Origin of the sequence: Bradyrhizobium sp. 164 (assembly GCF_023073715.1) — a bacterium.
Lineage (GTDB): Bacteria > Pseudomonadota > Alphaproteobacteria > Rhizobiales > Xanthobacteraceae > Bradyrhizobium.
The window spans coordinates 134365-154629 of sequence record NZ_JADPKA010000083.1 but is presented as its reverse complement, the minus strand read 5'-3'; the positions used below and the strand labels follow the sequence as shown (position 1 = coordinate 154629).

15 protein-coding genes and 1 pseudogene are annotated in these 20265 nt (G+C 64.9%); 12 read left to right on the top strand and 4 right to left on the bottom strand.

The window, feature by feature from the left end; genetic code table 11:
* Positions 1 to 63: 63 nt before the first annotated feature.
* The 9 genes from murC (at position 64) to recN (ending at position 12211) form a co-directional block, all read left to right on the top strand.
* Positions 64 to 1467 (top strand): UDP-N-acetylmuramate--L-alanine ligase, encoded by a 1404-nt coding sequence (gene murC, locus IVB01_RS25905; RefSeq protein WP_247278467.1) that lies wholly within the window; start codon positions 64 to 66, stop codon positions 1465 to 1467.
* A gap of 4 nt (positions 1468 to 1471) precedes the next feature.
* On the top strand, positions 1472 to 2392 hold the full coding sequence (gene murB / locus IVB01_RS25900; RefSeq protein WP_247278468.1) for a UDP-N-acetylmuramate dehydrogenase: 921 nt from the start codon (positions 1472 to 1474) through the stop codon (positions 2390 to 2392).
* Positions 2393 to 2497: 105 nt separating this feature from the next.
* Positions 2498 to 3484, top strand: coding sequence for a D-alanine--D-alanine ligase (locus IVB01_RS25895; RefSeq protein ID WP_247278469.1), 987 nt, complete (start codon positions 2498 to 2500; stop codon positions 3482 to 3484).
* Positions 3485 to 3829: 345 nt separating this feature from the next.
* Positions 3830 to 4858: a cell division protein FtsQ/DivIB gene (locus IVB01_RS25890; protein ID WP_247278470.1), complete on the top strand. Its 1029-nt coding sequence runs from the start codon at positions 3830 to 3832 to the stop codon at positions 4856 to 4858.
* Positions 4855 to 6177 (top strand): cell division protein FtsA, encoded by a 1323-nt coding sequence (gene ftsA, locus IVB01_RS25885; protein ID WP_247278471.1) that lies wholly within the window; start codon positions 4855 to 4857, stop codon positions 6175 to 6177. The genes IVB01_RS25890 and ftsA overlap by 4 nt, the downstream gene beginning before the upstream one ends.
* Before the next feature lie 90 nt (positions 6178 to 6267).
* On the top strand, positions 6268 to 8064 hold the full coding sequence (gene ftsZ / locus IVB01_RS25880) for a cell division protein FtsZ (RefSeq protein WP_247278472.1): 1797 nt from the start codon (positions 6268 to 6270) through the stop codon (positions 8062 to 8064).
* A gap of 364 nt (positions 8065 to 8428) precedes the next feature.
* Complete coding sequence (lpxC, locus tag IVB01_RS25875; RefSeq protein ID WP_247420297.1) at positions 8429 to 9391, top strand: UDP-3-O-acyl-N-acetylglucosamine deacetylase; 963 nt, start codon at positions 8429 to 8431, stop codon at positions 9389 to 9391.
* A 242-nt stretch (positions 9392 to 9633) separates the two neighbouring features.
* Entirely contained in the window at positions 9634 to 10524 is an 891-nt protein-coding gene (locus IVB01_RS25870) for an outer membrane protein assembly factor BamD (protein WP_247278474.1), read from the top strand.
* Between the two features lie 13 nt (positions 10525 to 10537).
* On the top strand, positions 10538 to 12211 hold the full coding sequence (gene recN, locus IVB01_RS25865) for a DNA repair protein RecN (RefSeq protein ID WP_247278475.1): 1674 nt from the start codon (positions 10538 to 10540) through the stop codon (positions 12209 to 12211).
* 88 nt (positions 12212 to 12299) lie between these two features.
* Here the strand turns inward: recN and IVB01_RS25860 are convergent.
* Positions 12300 to 12586: pseudogene (locus tag IVB01_RS25860) on the bottom strand (GIY-YIG nuclease family protein).
* Between the two features lie 112 nt (positions 12587 to 12698).
* On the opposite strand from IVB01_RS25860, the gene ligA reads away from it, so the two are divergent.
* On the top strand, positions 12699 to 14849 hold the full coding sequence (gene ligA / locus IVB01_RS25855) for an NAD-dependent DNA ligase LigA (RefSeq protein WP_247278476.1): 2151 nt from the start codon (positions 12699 to 12701) through the stop codon (positions 14847 to 14849).
* 145 nt (positions 14850 to 14994) lie between these two features.
* Here the strand turns inward: ligA and IVB01_RS25850 are convergent, their stop codons facing one another.
* Both IVB01_RS25850 and IVB01_RS25845 read right to left on the bottom strand, forming a co-directional pair.
* Positions 14995 to 16266, bottom strand: coding sequence for a multidrug effflux MFS transporter (locus tag IVB01_RS25850; RefSeq protein ID WP_247278477.1), 1272 nt, complete (start codon positions 16264 to 16266; stop codon positions 14995 to 14997).
* 302 nt (positions 16267 to 16568) lie between these two features.
* Entirely contained in the window at positions 16569 to 18398 is a 1830-nt protein-coding gene (locus IVB01_RS25845) for an aminopeptidase P family protein (protein ID WP_247278478.1), read from the bottom strand.
* A gap of 187 nt (positions 18399 to 18585) precedes the next feature.
* On the opposite strand from IVB01_RS25845, the gene IVB01_RS25840 reads away from it, so the two are divergent.
* Positions 18586 to 18765: a hypothetical protein gene (locus tag IVB01_RS25840; RefSeq protein WP_247278479.1), complete on the top strand. Its 180-nt coding sequence runs from the start codon at positions 18586 to 18588 to the stop codon at positions 18763 to 18765.
* A 66-nt stretch (positions 18766 to 18831) separates the two neighbouring features.
* Here the strand turns inward: IVB01_RS25840 and IVB01_RS25835 are convergent, their stop codons facing one another.
* Complete coding sequence (locus tag IVB01_RS25835; protein WP_247278480.1) at positions 18832 to 19719, bottom strand: 50S ribosomal protein L11 methyltransferase; 888 nt, start codon at positions 19717 to 19719, stop codon at positions 18832 to 18834.
* 154 nt (positions 19720 to 19873) lie between these two features.
* On the opposite strand from IVB01_RS25835, the gene IVB01_RS25830 reads away from it, so the two are divergent.
* Positions 19874 to 20038 (top strand): Flp family type IVb pilin, encoded by a 165-nt coding sequence (locus IVB01_RS25830; protein WP_247278481.1) that lies wholly within the window; start codon positions 19874 to 19876, stop codon positions 20036 to 20038.
* The last annotated feature ends 227 nt before the right edge of the window (positions 20039 to 20265 follow it).

Sequence of the window (20265 nt, the reverse complement as noted above, 5' to 3'; positions counted from 1 at the left end):
CTGATTTGGCCGTGACCTTCGCCAGATGCCGCCTTCGCGGGCGGCGAGGTCAGGGAACAGAGCATGAGACTGCCGCGCGAGATCGGACCCATCCACTTCGTCGGGATTGGCGGGATCGGCATGAGCGGCATCGCCGAGGTGCTGATCAATCTCGGCTATGCCGTGCAGGGTTCCGACGCCGCCGACAATTACAATCTCGACCGTCTGCGCAAGAAGGGCGCGAAAGTCTCGGTCGGCCACAAGGCCGAGAACGTCGACGGCGCCGAGGTCGTTGTGGTCTCCACCGCGATCAAGCGCGACAATCCGGAGCTGATGGCTGCGCGCGAGCGGCGCATTCCCGTGGTGCGTCGCGCCGAGATGCTGGCCGAGCTGATGCGGCTGAAGAGCTGCGTCGCGATTGCCGGCACCCACGGCAAGACCACGACGACCACGATGGTCGCAGCGCTGCTCGATGCCGGCGGGCTCGATCCGACCGTGATCAACGGCGGCATCATCAATGCTTACGGATCCAACGCACGTCTTGGCGCCGGCGACTGGATGGTGGTGGAAGCCGACGAGAGCGACGGCACGTTCCTGAAGCTGCCGACCGATGTCGCCATCGTCACCAATGTCGACCCCGAGCATCTTGATCACTTCAAGACCTTCGATGCCGTGCAGGATGCGTTCCGTCATTTCGTCGAGAACCTGCCGTTTTATGGCTTTGCCGTGATGTGCATCGATCATCCCGTGGTGCAGAGCCTCGTCGGCAGGATCGAGGATCGTCGCATCATCACTTACGGCGAGAATCCGCAAGCCGACGTGCGGCTGGTCGGCCTCACGGCGGGCGGCGGCGGCTCGAAATTCAAGGTCGTGATCCGCGACCGCAAGAGCGGGGCTGTGCACGAGATCGCCGACCTCGCGCTGCCGATGCCGGGCCGGCACAACGCCTCGAATGCGGCGGCGGCAATTGCGGTCGCGCACACGCTCGGTGTTCCCGATGACAAGATCCGCAGTGCCATCGCAGCCTTTGGCGGCGTTAAGCGGCGCTTCACCAAGACCGGCGAGTGGAACGGCGTCACCGTCATCGACGATTACGGCCATCACCCGGTCGAGATTGCCGCCGTGCTGAAAGCGGCGCGCGATTCCTACACCGGCAAGGTAATCGCCGTGGTGCAGCCGCATCGCTACACCCGCCTGCAATCGTTGTTCGAGGAATTCTGCACCTGCTTCAACGATGCGGATGCGGTGATCGTCGCCGACGTCTATGCCGCCGGCGAGGCGCCGATCGAAGGCATCGATCGCGACCATTTCGTCGAAGGCCTGCGCGCCCACGGCCACCGCGAGGCGATTCCGCTGCCGGCGGCGTCGGAACTCGCCGGCATCGTCAAGGGATTGGCGAAATCAGGCGATCTCGTCGTGTGCCTTGGCGCCGGCAACATCACACAGTGGGCATATTCCTTGCCGGATGAGTTGAAGGCGCTGGGGTAGGGCGGTGGAATTTCCCGACATCACGCCCTCACTCAGAGCCGCGATGCCGCAACTGCGCGGTCGGCTGCTCGCCAATCAGTCGCTGGCCGAACTCACCTGGTTTCGCGTCGGCGGTCCCGCGCAGGTGCTGTTCACGCCGGCGGATGAAGACGACCTCGCTTACTTTCTTGCGCATCTCGCTACCGACATTCCGGTCTATGTCGTCGGCGTCGGCTCCAACCTTATTGTGCGCGATGGCGGTATTGCGGGCGTGGTGATTCGTCTTGCACCGCGCGCCTTCGGCGAGACGAGCGCGAGCGGCGATGTCGTCACCGCGGGTGCGGCGACACTCGACAAGCGCGTGGCGGAAGTCGCGGCCGCCGCCAATATCGGCGGCCTCGAATTCTATTTCGGCATTCCCGGCACCATCGGCGGCGCGCTGCGCATGAATGCGGGAGCCAATGGCGGAGAGACCAAGGACGTGCTGATCGAGGCGCGAGGCGTCGGCCGCGACGGCACGAAGCATGTCTTCTCCAATGCCGAGATGAAATTCGCCTACCGCAACAGCGGGGTCGATCCGTCCATCATCTTCACCTCCGCGCGATTTGGCGGCGAGATCAGGGATACCGATGCGATCCGCGCGCGCATGGCGGAGGTGCAGAGCCATCGCGAGACCGCGCAGCCGATCCGCGAGAAGACCGGCGGCTCGACCTTCCAGAATCCGCCCGGCCATTCCGCCTGGAAGCTGATCGACGCGGCCGGCTGCCGGGGCTTGCGCGTCGGCGGAGCGCAGGTCTCGGAGATGCACTGCAATTTCCTAATCAACACCGGCGAGGCCACCGCGCACGATATCGAGACTCTGGGCGAGACCGTGCGCGAACGCGTGAAGGCGAATTCCGGAATTGAGCTACACTGGGAAATCAAGCGGATCGGGGTTTCCGTATAATTGTCGTTCCGGGGCGGTGCGCGGCGCCGAACCCGGAACCTCGAGATTCCGGGTTCGCGCTTTGCGCGCCCCGGAATGACAAAAAGACAGAGGCGACGAGACACCATGCGCATCACCATCCTCTTCGGCGGCTCCAACCGCGAACGTCTGGTTTCGGTCGCCTCGGCCCAGGCGCTGCACCAGGCGCTGCCCGAGGCCGATCTGTGGTGGTGGGATGTCGAGGACAAGGTGCATGTCGTGCAGTCGAAGCAGTTGCTCGACCATGCCCGTCCGTTCGAGGACGAGTTCAAGCCCGGTACGCGCGGCATTCCGCTGGCGCAGGCGCTCGACCAGGCCAAGGCGGAAGGCCGGGTGCTGGTGCTCGGCCTGCATGGCGGGCGTGCCGAGAACGGCGAATTGCAGCTGATGTGCGAGGCGCGCGGCGTGGCCTTCACCGGATCGGGCTCGGCCTCCTCGCATCTCGCTTTCGACAAGATCGCGGCCAAGCGGTTTGCTGCGCTCGGCGGCGTGACGCCGCCGGCCAACGTTGCGCTCGACAACATCGACGAGGCTTTCGCCGAATACGGCCGGCTGATCGCAAAGCCGGCGCGCGACGGATCGAGCTACGGCCTGATCTTCGTCAACGCCAAGCAGGATCTCGTCGCGGTCCGCAACGCGGCGAAGCACGAAGAGTACGTCATCGAGCCCTACGTCGCCGGCGTCGAGGCGACCTGCGGCGTGCTGGAGCGCACCGATGGCTCGATCATCGCGCTGCCGCCGATCGAGATCATTCCGGGCGAGGGCAATTTCGACTACGCCGCGAAATATCTTTCGAAGTCGACCCAGGAGATCTGCCCGGGCCGTTTTGCACCCGAGATCACCGCTGCGCTGAGGGAGCAGGCGATGCTGGCGCATCGGGCGATGTCCTGTGATGGCTATTCCCGCTCGGACTTCATCGTCTCGGACAAGGGCCTCGTCTATCTCGAAACCAACACGCTCCCCGGGTTGACCAACTCTTCACTCTACCCCAAGGCGTTGAAGGCCGAGGGCATCGCGTTCGTCGACTTCCTGCGCGGCCTGATCGAGCTCGCCGAGCGGCGGGCCCGGAAATAATTAGGACTGGTTAACGGCCGAACCGCCGAAACGACCCGATTTGGGGCCGAAAGCCGGCAAAATGCCGGACATCGCGGCATAAATGCCTCACATCGCGAGGCAAAAAGCATCCCGCGTTAACGAATTTTACCTTTTGTTTACCAGGACGTCCGAAGGTTAACGCTGGCGGCGCATATGGCGCTTTGGTTGCCGGCGCGTGAGCTGTTGCGGGTGATGTCACCTCCAGCGAACGCTTTGAAGGGGAGAGGTTTTCTTCTGAAGACCAGCCTCCCGGTCCGGCAGGCCCGAGACGTCATGTTCGCCAGGATCCGCGCGATGTCGCGGGCAAACTGTTGAGCTCGTGCAATGGATGGTGCAGGAAGCCTCACCCGGTCGCTTCTGAGATCGCTGAGGCCCCAAGCTGACCTGAAAGCGGCCGCTATCGGAGCGGTCGTGCTTCTGCGCGAGTGGGTGCAGGACAAGCACGCCGAGGCGCGCGCCGCCGCCAAGGACAAGATCAAGACCAAGGCCAGGGTGAAGGCCGTCGTCGAGCGCGAGCCGCCGCCGCGTGTGGTCGCGCTCGTCGAGCGCTATCTGCCGCGCCGGGTCGGGATCAGCATGACCGTGCTGCTCCTGATCGGAAGCTGCGGCTTCGGCATCGTCAAGGGCGGCCATCTCCAGGATTTCATCACCGCGGTGAACGATGCCCGCAACGCGCTAGCCAATTCCGCCGGCTTCCGCATCACCTCCGTCGTGATCAACGGCCGCAAGCAGCTGACCCAGGACGAGATCCTCGCGATTGGCGGCGTCAGTGGTCGCTCCTCGCTGCTGTTCCTCGACGCCGAGGCGGTGCGCGACAAGCTCAAGGCCAATCCCTGGATTGCGGACGCGACCGTACTGAAGCTCTATCCGGGCCAGCTCATGATCGAGCTCACCGAACGTAAGCCGTTCGCGCTGTGGCAGGAGGCCGGCCGGCTCTCCGTAATCGCCGATGACGGCGCCGTGCTCGAACCCTATGTCTCGCGCCGCTTCCTGTCGCTGCCGCTCGTGGTCGGCAAGGGCGCCGAGGCGCAGGCTCGCGATTTCCTCGCCCTGCTGGCGCGTTATCCGCAGGTCAATTCGGTGACGAAAGCCGCGATCTATGTCGGCGAGCGGCGCTGGAATCTGAGGCTCAAGGACGGTCTCGACATCCGCCTGCCCGAGCAGGACGTCGGCAACGCGCTCGCGATGCTGTCCAAGCTCGACAAGGAGGACAGGCTGTTCTCCCGCGACATCGTCGCTGTCGACATGCGCCTGCCTGATCGTCTGGTGGTGCAGCTGTCCGACGACGCCGCCAAGGCGCGCGAGGAGCAGTTCAAGGACAAGAAGAAAAAGAAGGCCGGGGATTCCGCATGACCGGTCTCGATCGCACCCAGACGCCGAAGACACGCCCGATGCCGCACAAACGCGGCGGCATCGTCGCCTGCCTCGATATCGGCACCAGCAAGATCGCCTGCATGATCGCGCGGCTGAAGCCGTCGCCGCCGAGCGAGGCGTTGCGCGGCCGCACCCATGCCGTGGAATTGATCGGCTACAGCCAGATCCAGTCGCGCGGCATGAAGGCCGGCGCGGTGATCGACCTGACCGAATGCGAGCAGGCGGTGCGACAGGCCGTCGGGCTCGCGGAGACGATGGCCAAGGTGCGGGTCGAGTCCGTGCTGCTGTCGGTCTCCGGCGGCCGGCTCTCCGGCCAGCTGGTCGAGGCTGCCGCCGACATCCGAGGCGGCGCTGTGACCCCGGCCGATGTCAGCCGCGTCACCTCGACCGGCATGCGCCATGCCACGGGCGAAGGCCGCACCGTGCTGCACGCGCTCCCGGTCGGCTACACCCTCGACGGCGTCAAGGGCATCCGCGATCCCCGTGGCATGGTCGCGCACCAGTTCGGCGTCGACATGAATGTCGTCACCTGCGACGCCACCGTGGCGCGGAACCTGATGCTGGCAGTGGAGCGCTGCCACATCAATGTCGAAGCCATGGCGGCAAGCCCCTATGTCGCCGGCCTGTCGGTGCTGACCGATGACGAGGCCGATCTCGGCGCTGCCGTGGTCGAGATGGGCGCAGGCACCACCACGATCGCCGTCTATTCCGGCGGCCGTTTCGTGCATGCGGCCGGTTTTGCGGTCGGCGGGCAACACATCACGATGGATCTTGCGCGCGGACTCTCCGCGACCATTGCCGATGCCGAGCGAATCAAGACGTTATACGGGACCGTTATCACCGGCGGATCGGACTCGCGTGAGCTGATGTCTGTGCCGACAGCCGGTGACGAGCAGGATCTGCCGCAGATCGTCTCCCGCGCCACGATCGCCAACATCGTCAAGCACCGTGCCGAGGAAGTCTTCGAAATGGTTCGGGACAAGCTGAAGGATTCGCCTTTCGCCTCAGAGCCCAACGGCCGCGTCGTGCTCTCGGGCGGCGCCTCGCAGCTGACCGGCCTCGTCGAGCTCGGCACCCAAATTCTCGGCCGGCCCGTGCGGGTCGGACGTCCGCTCGGCTTCGGTCGGCTGCCCAACGAGGCGAAGAACGCCGCGTTCGCGGTGCCGGCCGGACTTCTCGTCTACCCGCAATATGTTCACCTCGAACATGTCGAACCGCGGCATACGCGGCAGCAGGTCAAGACAGGGACCGGCGGATACTTCGGAAAGGTCGGACGATGGCTACGCGAGGGCTTCTGATGACTGCTTTCCGCAATTGTCGATTTTCACCAACTCCCGCGGCCGCCGGCCGGGGCGAACCCACGCGCGCGTGATCGAGAGGCAGCAACCATGACCATCAGCATCAATGTTCCTGATATTCACGAACTGAAGCCCCGGATCACCGTGTTCGGCGTCGGCGGCGCCGGCGGCAATGCCGTCAATAACATGATCACGGCGGGCCTCCAGGGCGTCGACTTCGTGGTCGCCAACACCGACGCGCAGGCGCTGACGATGTCGAAAGCGCAGCGCATCGTGCAGATGGGCACGGCGGTCACCCAAGGCCTCGGCGCCGGCTCGCAGCCGAACGTCGGCGCCGCGGCGGCGGAAGAGGTGATCGACGAACTGCGCGACCATCTCTCGGGCGCCAACATGGTGTTCGTCACTGCCGGCATGGGCGGCGGCACCGGCACCGGCGCTGCACCCGTGATCGCCAAGACCGCGCGCGACATGGGCATTCTCACCGTCGGCGTCGTGACCAAGCCGTTCCACTTCGAGGGCGGCCGCCGCATGCGCACCGCCGAGGCGGGCATTAACGAGCTGCACAAGGTCGTGGACACGCTCCTGATCATCCCGAACCAGAACCTGTTCCGGGTCGCCAACGAGAAGACCACCTTCGCCGACGCCTTCGCGATGGCCGATCAGGTGCTCTATTCCGGCGTTGCCTGCATCACCGACCTGATGGTCAAGGAAGGCCTGATCAATCTCGATTTCGCCGACGTCCGCGCCGTCATGCGCGAGATGGGCAAGGCGATGATGGGCACCGGCGAGGCGTCGGGCGACAAGCGCGCGCTGACCGCCGCAGAAGCTGCCATCGCCAATCCGCTGATCGACGATAGCTCGATGAAGGGCGCCAAGGGCCTCCTCATCTCCATCACCGGCGGCAAGGACCTCACTCTGTTCGAGGTCGACGAGGCCGCGACCCGCATCCGCGAGGAGGTCGACCAGGACGCCAACATCATCGTCGGCGCGACCTTCGACGAAGCGCTCGATGGTCTGATCCGCGTCTCGGTCGTTGCCACCGGCATCGAGCAGGCCGCGATCGCCCGCAACAGCCAGGCGACCTCCGCTCCTGTCGCGAACCCGGCTCCGCAGGCACAGCAGGCCGCCGCTGCTCCGGCCGTCGCTGCCGAGAGCCGTCTTGCCGATTTGACCGCGCGGCTCCGTGCCGACAATCAGCGTCTTGCCGAACGCGCCCAGAAGCTCGACGCGCAGGCCCCGGCGGCCGCGCCGGCTCCGGCCGGTGCCGCGCCCCGTCAGAACGTCGAGCGCGCTGCGCTCGCCGCCATCGCCGCCGCCGTCGCGGACGTCCCGCAGGCGCCCGCGCCGGTGCAGACCTACGGCGATGTCACCGTGCGCCCGATCGCGCAGAAGCCGACCCTGTTCCCGGAGCCGGAGCAGGCCCCGATCGCGATGCAGGAGCCGATGACGCCCGAAAACTTCATCCCGCCACAGGCCGAGCGCCCGCCGGTTCGCGCGCCGCGGATGCCGCGCCTTGAGGAACTGCCGATGCCGGCCCAAGCCGAGATTCGCCAGGCCCGCGGCGAGGTCGAGGAAGAGACCCCCCAGAAGAGCCGTCTGTCGCTGCTCCAGCGTCTCGCCAATGTCGGCCTCGGCCGTCGCGACGAGGAGAGCGAAGCGCCGATCGCCGCCCGCACCGCTGGTCCCGCGATGCCACCGCTGCCCGAGCGCCGACCGCAGAAGACCGTCGCGCAGCAGATCGCGACGAGCGAGCCGGTATCGGAGTATGCCCGCCGTCCGGCGCCGCAGGGCTTGGACATGCACGGTCGTCCCGCGCCTGTTGCGCCGGCGCCACAGGGAGACGACCATCTTGATATCCCGGCCTTCCTGCGGCGGCAGGCGACCTGAGGATTGTTACACCGAGCCAGACGAAAAAAGGTCCCGGCAACCCGTTTGCCGGGACCTTTTCTTTTGTCCCGTCCATGCCCGGATTGCACGACTAAGTAGCTGATTTTAAATCATTAATTCCGCAGTTGATGGTTCAGTGAAACTGCCTATGACGGCCCCCAGACCTCAGTGCAATTTGGTTAAGCCTTGGCGCGAATACGGCGGGTTTGGGGTAACAATCGGTAAAAAAGCGTGAGTTGGCGCTGTTTGGGGCAGTGACTATGGTTTGCCCGTGACTTGGGGATACGGATTCGCGGGACGTCGGCACTGGCCGGCCGGGCGGGTCTCGTATAAGTCGCGGTGGTCGTAGTGGGGCGGGTTCCTGATGAAATTTAGCCGGCAAACAACGCTTCGTGCGCAAGCCTCGGTGGCAGGCGTGGGCGTTCATTCCGGTCTTCCCGTCACTCTCACGCTTGGGCCTGCGCCTGTCGACGCGGGCTTTGTTTTTGTCCGCACCGGGCTTGAGGGAAGTGACCGCGAAGTTCAAGCGACCGCCGAGCAGGTGATCGCGACCGACTTCGCCACCGTCCTCGGCGATCGCGACGGCCCGCTGGTCTCCACCGCCGAGCATGTGCTTGCTGCACTGCGCGGGATGGGTGTCGACAATGCCACGATCGAGATCGACGGGCCCGAAGTGCCGATCATGGACGGCAGTGCCGCCGCCTTCATTGCCGCGATCGACCAGGCCAGCATCGTCACCCAATCGGCCCAGCGCCGCTTCATTCAGGTTTTGAAGCCGATCTCGGTGAAGATCGGCGACTCCTTCGGCGAGATCAGGCCCTACGCCAATGGGTTCCGCACCGAGGTCGAGATCGACTTCACCAACCCCGTCATCGGCCAGCAGAGCTACGCCTTCGACCTCAGCCCCGAACGTTTCCGCCGCGAAGTCGGCCGGGCCCGGACTTTCGGGCTGATGGGCGATGTCGCGCGGCTCTGGAGCGCGGGTTATGCCCTCGGCGCCTCCTTCGACAATACCGTCGTGTTCGACGACGAGCGGCTGCTCAATACCGAGGGCCTGCGCTATGCCGACGAATGTGCCCGCCACAAGGTGCTGGATGTGATCGGCGACCTCGCGCTGGCCGGGCTGCCGCTGCTTGGCGCCTACCGCTCGGTGCGTGGCGGCCACAAGCTCAACCATGCCGTCCTGACCGCGCTGCTGGCCGACCGTACCGCCTGGCGGGTGGTCGAAGGCGAAACGGCCCGCCGCACCACGCGTCCGCAGGGCGAAGTTGGTCGCGGTATCGTCGGCGGCCGGATCGCCGCAGCCTACGGGCCGGACGTGTCCTGACAGACCTGTTGTCGCAGCCACGGCTTGCGACCGACCCCGGGAAATTCCTGGTAACCATGATCGACTAGCATTGCGGCACGTTCGCCTTAATCCGGGCGAAATGCCTGCCTATCCGGTTGGTAACGATCGTTTTTCGGATAGATCGGCGTGGTCGTATGGCAGGCACCACGGTCACATTTCGCGCCCATGACGGGGGTCATGGGCTGGCGGGCACCGCATCACAGGGCGTCAAGGCAAAACTCATGTCGGCACAGCGTATGACGCGCGGATATCTCCCGGTCTCGTCTCGAGCCCGCGGCCTGCTTCACGCCGTCACCTTCATCCTGCTCGCGCTGCCGCTGGCCGGCTGCGGCACCGGCGCACTCTGGGACAAGTTCACCGCCAAGGACGACACCTTCGTCGAGGAGCCCGCCGACAAGATCTACAATGAGGGCCTGTACCTCATGAACGAGAAGAAGGACATGAAGGCGGCGACCAAGAAGTTCGAAGAGGTCGACCGCCAGCATCCTTATTCCGAATGGGCCCGCAAATCGCTGCTGATGTCGGCCTACGCGTCCTACCAGGGCGGCGACTATGACGGCTGCATCGGCGCCGCCACCCGCTATGTCACGCTGCATCCCGGCAGCCCGGACGCGGCCTATGCACAATACCTGATCGCCGCCTCGCATTACGACCAGATCCCGGACATCAGCCGCGACCAAGCCCGCACCGAGAAGGCCATTGCCGCGCTGGAAGAGGTAGTGCGCAAATATCCGAACTCGGAATACGCCACCTCGGCCAAGGCCAAGATCGAGGGCGCGCGCGACCAGCTCGCCGGCAAGGAAATGAATGTCGGCCGCTATTACGCGCAGAAGCGCGACTACACGGCTGCGATCAACCGCTACAAGACCGTCGTCACGCAGTACCAGACCACCCGCCACGTCGAGGAGGCGTTGTTCCGGCTCACCGAGGCCTATATGGCGATCGGCATCGTCGGCGAGGCGCAGACCGCGGCGGCCGTGCTCGGGCACAATTTTCCTGATAGCCGCTGGTACAAGGACGCCTATAATCTTGTAAAATCCGGCGGTCTCGAACCGAGCGAGAATCAGGGGTCTTGGATCAGCCGGACCTTCAAGAAGATGGGTCTCGGCTAGGAAATTTGGTTCCATGCTGGCGCGTCTGTCGATCCGTGACATCGTCCTGATCGAACGGCTCGATATCGAATTCGCCACCGGCCTTGCGGTTTTGACCGGCGAGACCGGTGCGGGCAAATCCATCCTGCTCGATGCCTTTGCGCTGGCGCTCGGCGGCCGCGGCGACGCCGGCCTCGTGCGCCACGGTGCGGAGCAGGGGCAGGTCACCGCCGTGTTCGATGTCCCCAAAAATCACCCCGCGACGAAGATCCTGGCCGAGAACGGCTTGGACGATACCGGTGAGATGATTCTCCGCCGCGTGCAGCTCGCCGATGGCCGCACCCGTGCCTTCATCAACGACCAGTCGATCAGCGTGCAGACACTGAAGGCGGTGGGCGCCGCCCTGGTCGAGATCCACGGCCAGCACGATGAGCGTGCGCTGGTCGATGCCGCCACCCATCGTCGCCTGCTCGACGCTTTCGCCGGCCTCGAAAAGGACGTCGCCGCGGTCGAGATGCTATGGGACGCGCGCCGCACCGCCAACACCGGGCTTGAGGAGCACCGCGCCGGCATGGAGCGCGCCGCCCGCGAGGCAGATTATCTGCGCCATGCCTCCGACGAGCTGAAGCAGCTCGCGCCCAAGGACGGCGAAGAGACATCGCTGGCTTCGCGCCGCACCACCATGATGCAGGGCGAGAAGATTGCCTCCGATTTGCGCGAGGCGCAGGAGGCGGTTGGCGGCAATCATTCGCCGGTCGCGGCGCTGTCCGCCGCGGTGCGACGGCTGGAGCGCCGCGGCGTCAACTCGCCGGCGCTGGTCGAGCCCGCGGTGAAAGCGATCGACGCCGCGATCAACGCGCTGGAGGAAGCCGACCAGCACCTTCAGGCGGCCTTGGCGGCAACCGATTTCGATCCCGCCGAGCTCGAGCGCATCGAGGAGCGGCTCTTCGCTTTGCGTGCGGCGTCACGCAAATATTCGACGCCGGTCGACGGGCTCGCCGCGCTTGCCGCCAAATATGCCGCCGACGTCGCGCTGATCGATGCCGGTGCCTCGCAGCTGAAGAAGCTGGAGCAGGCCGCGATCGAGGCGGATGCGCGCTATGCGGCCGCCGCCAAGAAATTGTCGCTGGCGCGGCAGAAATCGGCGGAGAAGCTCAACAAGGCGGTCAATGCCGAGCTCGCGCCGCTCAGGCTCGAACGCGCAAAATTCATGACTCAGGTCGAGACCGACGAGGCCGCGCCGGGACCGCAGGGTTTCGACCGCGTCGAGTTCTGGGTGCAGACCAATCCGGGTACCAAGCCGGGTCCGCTGATGAAGGTCGCCTCCGGCGGCGAACTCTCGCGCTTCCTGCTGGCGCTTAAGGTCGTGCTGTCAGATCGCGGCTCGGCGCCGACCCTGGTGTTCGACGAAATCGACACCGGCGTTGGCGGGGCGGTCGCCGACGCCATCGGCGGCCGTCTGGCGCGGCTTGCCGGCAAGGTCCAGGTGATGGCCGTGACCCACGCCCCACAGGTCGCCGCCCGCGCCGACCAGCACCTCTTGATATCCAAGGACGCCCTTGACAAGGGCAAGCGCGTCGCCACCCGCGTCAACGCACTGGCCGCCGATCACCGCCGCGAGGAGATCGCGCGGATGCTGGCGGGTGCGGAAATCACGGCCGAAGCCAGGGCGGCCGCGGAACGGCTGCTCAAGGCGGCGACGGCTTAGTTATCCGTCATTCCGGGGCGGCTCGAAGAGCCGAACCGGAATCTCGAGATTCCGGGTCTGGTCCTGCGGACCATCCCGGAATGACGCGTCATTTGCAGATCGACTCGTAGAGATCATTCCAGTTTGGATTCTCCTTCTTGATCAGCTGAGTTTTCCAGACCCGCTTCCACTTCTTGAGTTCTTTCTCGCGTGAGATTGCAGCTATTGGATCATCATAAGTCTCAAACCGACCAGCCGTGTGATGTTGTACTTGGTCGTGAAGCCCGGCACCGCCTTGATTCGATGCTCATAGACGCGACGCACAAGGTCATTGGTGATGCCGACGTAGATTGCCCCATCCCGTCGGCTTGCTAGAATATAGACGTAATAAGCCACGAGCCCCTCCCACTGTCATTCCGGGGCGCACGACGTGCGAACCCGGAATCTCGAGGTTCCGGGTCTGGTCCTCCGGACCATCCCGGAACGACGAGACGCAACCTTAAGTATAATGGTCAGAGCAAAATCCAAAGCAACACCGCTTCGTGACGTCGCCGAGCTCACCAAGGCGCAGGCCAAGGTCGAGCACATGCGGCTCGCGCTTGAGCTCGGCGAGCACGACAGGCGCTACTATCAAGAGGACGCGCCCACCGTCAGCGACGCCGAATATGACGCGCTGCGCCAGCGCCTCAATGCCATCGAAAAGCGCTTTCCGGAGTTCGTCAGCGCGGAATCGCCGTCACAGAAGATCGGCGCGGCGCCGTCGGGCCGCTTCAGGAAGGTGCGGCATGCCGTCCCGATGTTGTCGCTCGACAACGCCTTTGCCGAAGAGGACGTGCGCGACTTCGTCGGCCGCATCGTGCGCTTCCTGAAGCTCGACGACGATCAGGTCAATTTCTCCGCCGAGCCGAAGATTGACGGTCTCTCGATGTCACTACGTTATGAGGGCGGCGAGCTCGTCACCGCCGCAACCCGCGGCGACGGTGCGGTGGGCGAGGACGTCACCGCCAACATCCGCACGCTCGAAGACGTGCCGCAGAAGCTGAAGGGCCGCAACGTCCCCGACATCTGTGAGGTGCGCGGCGAGGTCTATATGACCAAAATGGCGTTCCTGGCGCTCAACGAGCGGCAGAAGGCGGAGGGCGGCACCGTCTTCGCCAATCCGCGCAACTCGGCCGCAGGCTCCTTGCGGCAGAAGGACCCCACCATCACCGCCTCGCGTCCGCTCGGTTTCTTCGCCTATGCGTGGGGCCAGATGAGCGCGATGCCCGAGGGCACGCAGAGCGGCATGATCGCCTGGTTCGAGCGTTGCGGCTTCAAGACCAATCCGCTGACCAAGCTGTGTCACTCCGTCGAGGAGCTGCTGGCGTTCCATCACGCAATCGAGGAGCAGCGCGCAAAACTCGACTACGACATCGACGGCGTCGTCTATAAGGTCGACCGTATCGATTGGCAGGAACGGCTCGGCTTCGTCTCGCGCACGCCGCGCTGGGGCATCGCGCACAAATTCCCGGCCGAACGTGCCATGACCGTGCTGCGCGACATCGAGATCCAGGTCGGCCGCACCGGCTCGTTTACGCCGGTCGGCAAGCTCGAACCGGTCGGTGTCGGGGGCGTGATCGTGCAGAACGTCTCGCTGCACAATGAGGATTACATCAAGGGCATCGGCAACAAGGGCGAGGTGCTGCGCGAGGGCCGCGACATCCGCATCGGCGATACGGTCGTGATTCAACGCGCCGGCGACGTCATCCCGCAGGTGGTCGATGTCGTCCTCGACAAGCGGCCGAAGACCGCCAAGGAATTTCACTTCCCGAAGAAGTGCCCGTGTCCGCTGCACACCGACGTCGTGCGTGAGGAGACGGCGACCGGCGAGGAGGGCTCGCGCGCCCGCTGCACCGGCGAGTTCGCCTGCCCCTATCAGAAGATCGAGCATCTCAAGCTATTCGTCTCCCGCCGCGCCTTCGACATTGACGGTCTCGGCGAGAAGCAGCTCCAGTATTTCTTCGACGAGGGATGGGTGAAGGAGCCTGCCGACATATTCACGCTGGAGAAGCGCAACTCAAAGCTCAAGCTTGAAGAGATCGAGGGTTACGGCGCGACGTCGGTGCGAAATCTGTTCGACGCCATCGAGAGCCGCCGGAAAATCGCGCTGGAGCGCTTCGTCTATGCGCTCGGCATGCGCCATGTCGGTGAGACCACGGCGCTGGCCCTCGCACGCGGCTACGGCTCCTGGGACGCCTTTCACGACGCCTGCCTCAAGGTCGCCAAGGGCGACGAGGAGGCGATGGCGGACATGGACGCGTTCGACCAGATCGGCGACACCGTGATCAAGAGCATCGCCGACTATTTCGGCGAGAGCCACAATCGCGGCATCGTCGAGCGGCTGACCAAGGAAGTCGAGATCGTCGACGCCGAGAAGCCGAAGAGCAATTCGGCCGTCGCCGGCAAGACCGTGGTGTTCACCGGCTCGCTGGAAAAGATGACGCGTGACGAGGCCAAGGCAACCGCGGAGCGGCTGGGTGCAAAGGTGTCGGGATCGGTGTCGAAGAAGACCGATCTCGTGGTCGCCGGTCCCGGCGCAGGCTCGAAGCTCGCGGAAGCCAACAAGCACGGCGTCAAGGTGCTGACCGAGGACGAGTGGCTGAAGCTGATCGGCGAATGAGGTTTTCTTCGTCATTGCGAGCGCAGCGAAGCAATCCAGAGTCTTTCCGCGGCGACGGTCTGGATTGCTTCGCGGAGCCTATCATCGGGCCGCGCTTCGCGCGGAACCGTCGGCTCGCGATGACCGCGAGGCGGCAAGCCGTCCCTCACATCATCCCGCTCTCTTCCTCTTCCGCTTGCCCGATCAGGGTCTCGCTCACCACCATCTCCCGGTGGGGCACGACGAATATCATCATGCAGGCGCAGAGCAGCGAGATCGCGAGGACCGCGGAGGTCAGCGGCAGCGTGGTGGCGGAGTGGCCGCCGAGATAGGCGCCGAATTGCGACATCAGTGCGCCGATACCCTGTTGAAGGAAGCCCATCGCGCCCGAGGCGGTTCCGGCGGCTTCGGGACGGATGCTGATGGCGCCGGCGGCCGAATTCGCCATCACGAAGGCATTGCCGACCATCACGATCATCTGGGTGCCGAACAGCCAGCCGGGCGCTTCGTTCCAGCCGGCGAAGCTCCATAATAGGTTCAGCAGGCTGCCGCAGAGCTGGAGGGCAAGCCCGAACCAGATCAGCTTCTCCAGCGAGTGCCGCGGCGCAAAGCGCACGCAAAGCAGATTGCCGACAAGATACGCGAAACCCGTCGTCGCAAACCATGCGCCGTATTCCGCGCTGCTGCGGCCCATCTGCGTCACCACGATATAGGGGCCGCCGCCGGCGAAGGTGAAGATGATCTGCGAGGCCAGCACCTGGCACATCACGTAACCCACGAAGGCGCGGTTGCGGATCAGGATGCCGACGTCGCGGCGAAAGCCGCTGCCGGCGGCACGGGTGCGGCGCGTCTCGGGCAGTGCGACGGCGATGCCGACGGCGACGATGATCGCGGCGATCGTGATGGCGTAGAAGATCGCGCGCCAGCCGAACGCGGTCTCGATCAAGCCGCCGGTGAGCGGGGAGACCATCTGTCCGATCATCAGAGCAGCGACCACGAGACTGATCATCGAGGCGACGCGGTCGCGCTCATAGATGTCGCGGATGATGGCGCGGCTCACCACCATGCCGGCGGCTCCGCCCAATGCCTGGAAGAAGCGCGCGGCGATCAACTGCGGCAGATTTTGCGCGAAGATGCAGGCAACGCTCGCCGCGATCATCAGCGCCAGCCCTCCAAGCAGCACCGGGCGCCGGCCGAACCTGTCCGACAGCGGCCCCATGATGAGCTGCGACAGCGCGATGCCGACCATGTAGAGCGACACTGTCATCTGCGCGATCGAGATGTCGCTGCCGAAATTGCTCGCCAGCACCGGCAGTGCCGGAACCAGCATGTAGAGCGAGATCGGCGCGATCCCGGTCATGACCACCAAGAGCAGCAGCACCAAGCGCGACGTCGCGAGGGTCGCCGCTCCCGGCGGCTTGCTGATCATGCCGTGCATGCGTATCCGTCTCTTCAAAATGCGAGTCGGACTGTAGCTTGCTCGCGCAAGGCGGATATCGGTGTTTCGGAATGCGGCTATACGGATTCCGGGAGGGTTATGGTGAGGGTGATCGCGATCGATTGGGCGCGTTGCCCGTGCGCCACTCTAGTTGTCATTCCCCGCGAAGGCGGGGAATCCAGCATTCCAGAGGCAGTCGTGCTATGCGGAGACGCCGCGGCGTACTGGATGCCCCGCCTTCGCGGGGCATGACAGCTCGGTGGGGCGAGGAGAGTTGCGTAGCGCGTGCGGCGCCATGCGCATTACGCCCTCAGCTCCGCCGTCGCCTGATCGAGCCAGGTCTTCGTCGCTTCGTCCAGCCCCGGCCGCACCTCGGTCCGGACGCGGCCGTGGTAGGCATTGAGCCAATCGAGCTCGTCTTTGGCCAGCATCGCCACATCGATCAGTCGGCGGTCGATCGGCGCCAGTGTCAGCGTCTCGAATGCATTCATCGGCTTCTCGGCACTCTTGATGTCGGCGGCGACCACCAGTTCGAGGTTCTCGATGCGGATGCCGAAACCGTCGGTCTTATAGTAGCCCGGCTCGTTGGACAGGATCATGCCGCGCTTCAGCGGCGTGGTGCCGAGCTTCGAGATCCGCGCTGGCCCCTCGTGCACCGAGAGATAGCTGCCGACGCCGTGGCCGGTGCCATGCTCGAAATCGACGCCGGCGGCCCAGAGATATTGCCGCGCGAGCGTATCGAGCTGCGCGCCCGTGGTGCCGTCGGGAAAGACCGCGCGCGCAATCGCGATATGGCCGCGCAGGACGCGGGTGAAGCGGTCGCGCATCTCCGCCGTCGGTTCGCCCACGGCCATCGTGCGGGTGACGTCGGTGGTGCCGTCTTCATACTGCGCGCCGGAATCGATCAGCAGCAGGTCGCCGGGGGCGATCCGGCGGTTGCTCTTGCGGGTGACGCGGTAGTGCACGATGGCGCCGTTCGGGCCAGTGCCCGAGATGGTCGGGAACGAGACGTCCTTCAGCGCACCGGTGTCGCGGCGGAATGTCTCCAGCGCCTCGACCGCGTCGATCTCGGTGAGCTTGCCGCTCGGTGCCTCGCGATCGATCCACGCGAGGAAGCGCGCCAGCGCCACGGCGTCGCGCACATGTGCCGTCTTCGTGCCCTTGATCTCGGTTGCGTTCTTCACCGCCTTGAGCAGCGCGATCGGGTCGCTGCCGCGCACCGGCTTGCCGCCGGCGCCTGCAATCAGCCGGCTGAGCGCGTCGGCTGCGGTGGCATTGTCGAGCGCGATTGCGACGCCGCTCTTGGCGAGCGCCATCAGCGTCGGCGCCATCGCATCGGGCTCACGGACGTCGGCGGACTGTTCGAGATGGTCGCGCGTGCTGTTGGAGAGCTTGCGCTGGTCGATGAAGATCGTTGGCCGTCCGTCCTTCGGCACCAGCGCGTAGGACAGCGGCAGCGGCGTATGCGCAACGTCGGCGCCACGGATGTTGAAGGTCCAGGCCACGGCATGGCTGTCCGACACCACCAGCGCGTCGACGCCGAGCTTGTCGATCTCGGCTCTGATCTGGGTCAGCTTGTCGGCTTCAGTGAGACCGGCATGTTGCATTCCGTGCACGGTCACCGGCGCGAGGGGAGGTTGCGGTCGGTCCTGCCAGATCGCGTCGACGGGATTGTTGTCGACCGCAACCAGCTCGGCGCCGGCCTTGCCGCAGGCAGCGGACAGGCGCTCGGCTGCTGAAGAAGTGTGCAGCCATGGATCAAATCCGAGGCGCTCGCCGGGCTTCAAGTGCGCCGACACCCAGCTCTCCGGCGGCGGATCGATCAGCGATTCCACCGCCCAAGCCCTGGCATCGACCTGCTTGGCGGCTTGGAGCGTATAGCGGCCATCGACGAAAATCGCGGCCTCCTGGGTCAGCACCACCGCCAATCCAGCCGATCCAGTGAAGCCGGTCAACCAGGCGAGCCGCTCTTCCGACGGCGGCACATATTCATTCTGCTGCTGGTCGGCGCGTGGGATCACGAACCCTGTCAGCTTGCGGCGGGCGAGTTCTTCGCGGAGCGCAGCGAGGCGCGCCGCCAATGCGACGCCGGCCTCGGGCTCCTCGAATGTTTGGAAGTGCGCTTCGAACATGGTGGATCACTTTAGGATGATGGGGATCAGTCCGCAATCTAGACGCATTTGCGTCGCATCTGGCATGGACTGTGCTTGAAATGGTTCCATTCGAATTGAGTGGAGTAAAGGGTGCGGCAGTTGCGCTTCGTCCGGATAACAGGGAAATTCGAGCAGGTGGTTCATCTCAACGGCGAGGGGACACACGATGCCATCATTCACGTTTGAGAAGATTTCGCCGCCGGTGCGCCGCGCGCCGGCTACGGCGACACCGAAGAAGCCGCGCGGCCTCATCAGCCAGATGATCGATCGATTCGCCGAACGCCGCGCGAGGCGGGCGTTGCAGGACGAGCGCGCGACGCGCCAGAACGAGAAGCCGGGGGAGTAGTGGGCGTTCGCGAATGAGGTTGGTGGACACGCTGCGCTTGGCCCAACCTAGGGCAGCTTCGACCAGTCACCCCATCTTCCGCAGCAACAGACTGCTCCATCCCTCGATGCGCAGGTGCCGCAGCGGCACGAGGCCGCGCGCGCGGTAGGCGGCGATCACGGCGGTGGCCTGATGCGTCAACAGGCCGGAGAGGATGACGTAGGCGCCGGCTGCGAGATGCCGCGCCATCGGACTCGCCAATTGCCGCAATGGATTGGCGAGGATGTTGGCCAACACCAGGTCAAACGGACCCCATTTGCCGAACTCCGCCGCGGCGAAGCCGGTGGCGCGGATCACCCGCACATGGTTGCCGACGTCATTCAGCGCCGCGTTCTGGGCCGCCACCCGCACCGAGGGCGGATCGATGTCGGAGGCAAGCACCGCCCGATGCAACGCCTTCGCGGCTGCAATCGCCAGCACGCCGGTGCCGGTACCGAGGTCGAGCAAGTTGCGCGGCCGGGAACTCTTCAGGACATGGTCAAGCAGCAGTAAACAGCCGCGGGTCGTGCCGTGGTGGCCGGTACCGAAGGCGAGCGCCGCCTCGATCTCGATGGCGAGCTTGTTCGCTGCCACGCGGTCGCGGTCATGGCTGCCGTGCACGACGAAACGGCCGGCCGGGACGGGGACGAGGTCTTCCAGGCTCGCTTTGACCCAGTCCTTGGCTTCGACGATATCGAAGGCTAGCGTCTGTGCGATCTCATTTCCTGCTGAAGTTGCAACCAGTTCGCGCAGCCATGCTTGGTCCGGCGCGGCGGCAAAATGCAGGGTGACGTCCCATCGGCCGTCCGGCCGCTCGAAAGCAGCGACCGCCGCATCCCCCTCGAAAAACACCTCGGTGAGCAGGTCGACGACACGCCTGGCGGCGGCCTCGCTGCCGATCGAGAAGCTGGCGCGATGGGTAGGGGCGGGCTGCATTCTAAGGTTCCGTCGGGTTCAATTTTTGCAGTTTTTAGTCCCAATTTTCAGCACAAGTTGCAGCTCTCAGATTAACCGGACCGTAGGTCGCATGCCGTAAATTTCCGGATGTTTGGCGGCGCCAACACAGCTTGAAATGGAACGGAGGCAAATCTTGAAGCGCATGGTTCAGAAGTTCTGGTCGGACGAGTCCGGTGCAACTGCGATCGAATACGGCTTGATCGCAGCCGGTATTGCCCTCGCGATCATCACCGTGGTGAACAGCCTGGGCACCAGCCTGAACGAGAAGTTCGGTTCGATTAGCACCTCTTTGAAGTAATTTCCGCCTCCCATTTCCCAGCGGGGGCTACTTTTCTTCATAGGCTGTTTTTGACCCAGCGCCCGCGAGGGGGATTACCCCCTGGCGGGCGAGGTCGTTTTGCGACATGTGGCTATCGAGCAGTCTCCACAGGTTATCCGCACCTTGTACGACGCCTATCCACGGACTTTTCCGGCAGTGGCCCCGCAGTTCTCCACCGCCTATCGACCAGCCTGTGGCGCTCCGCC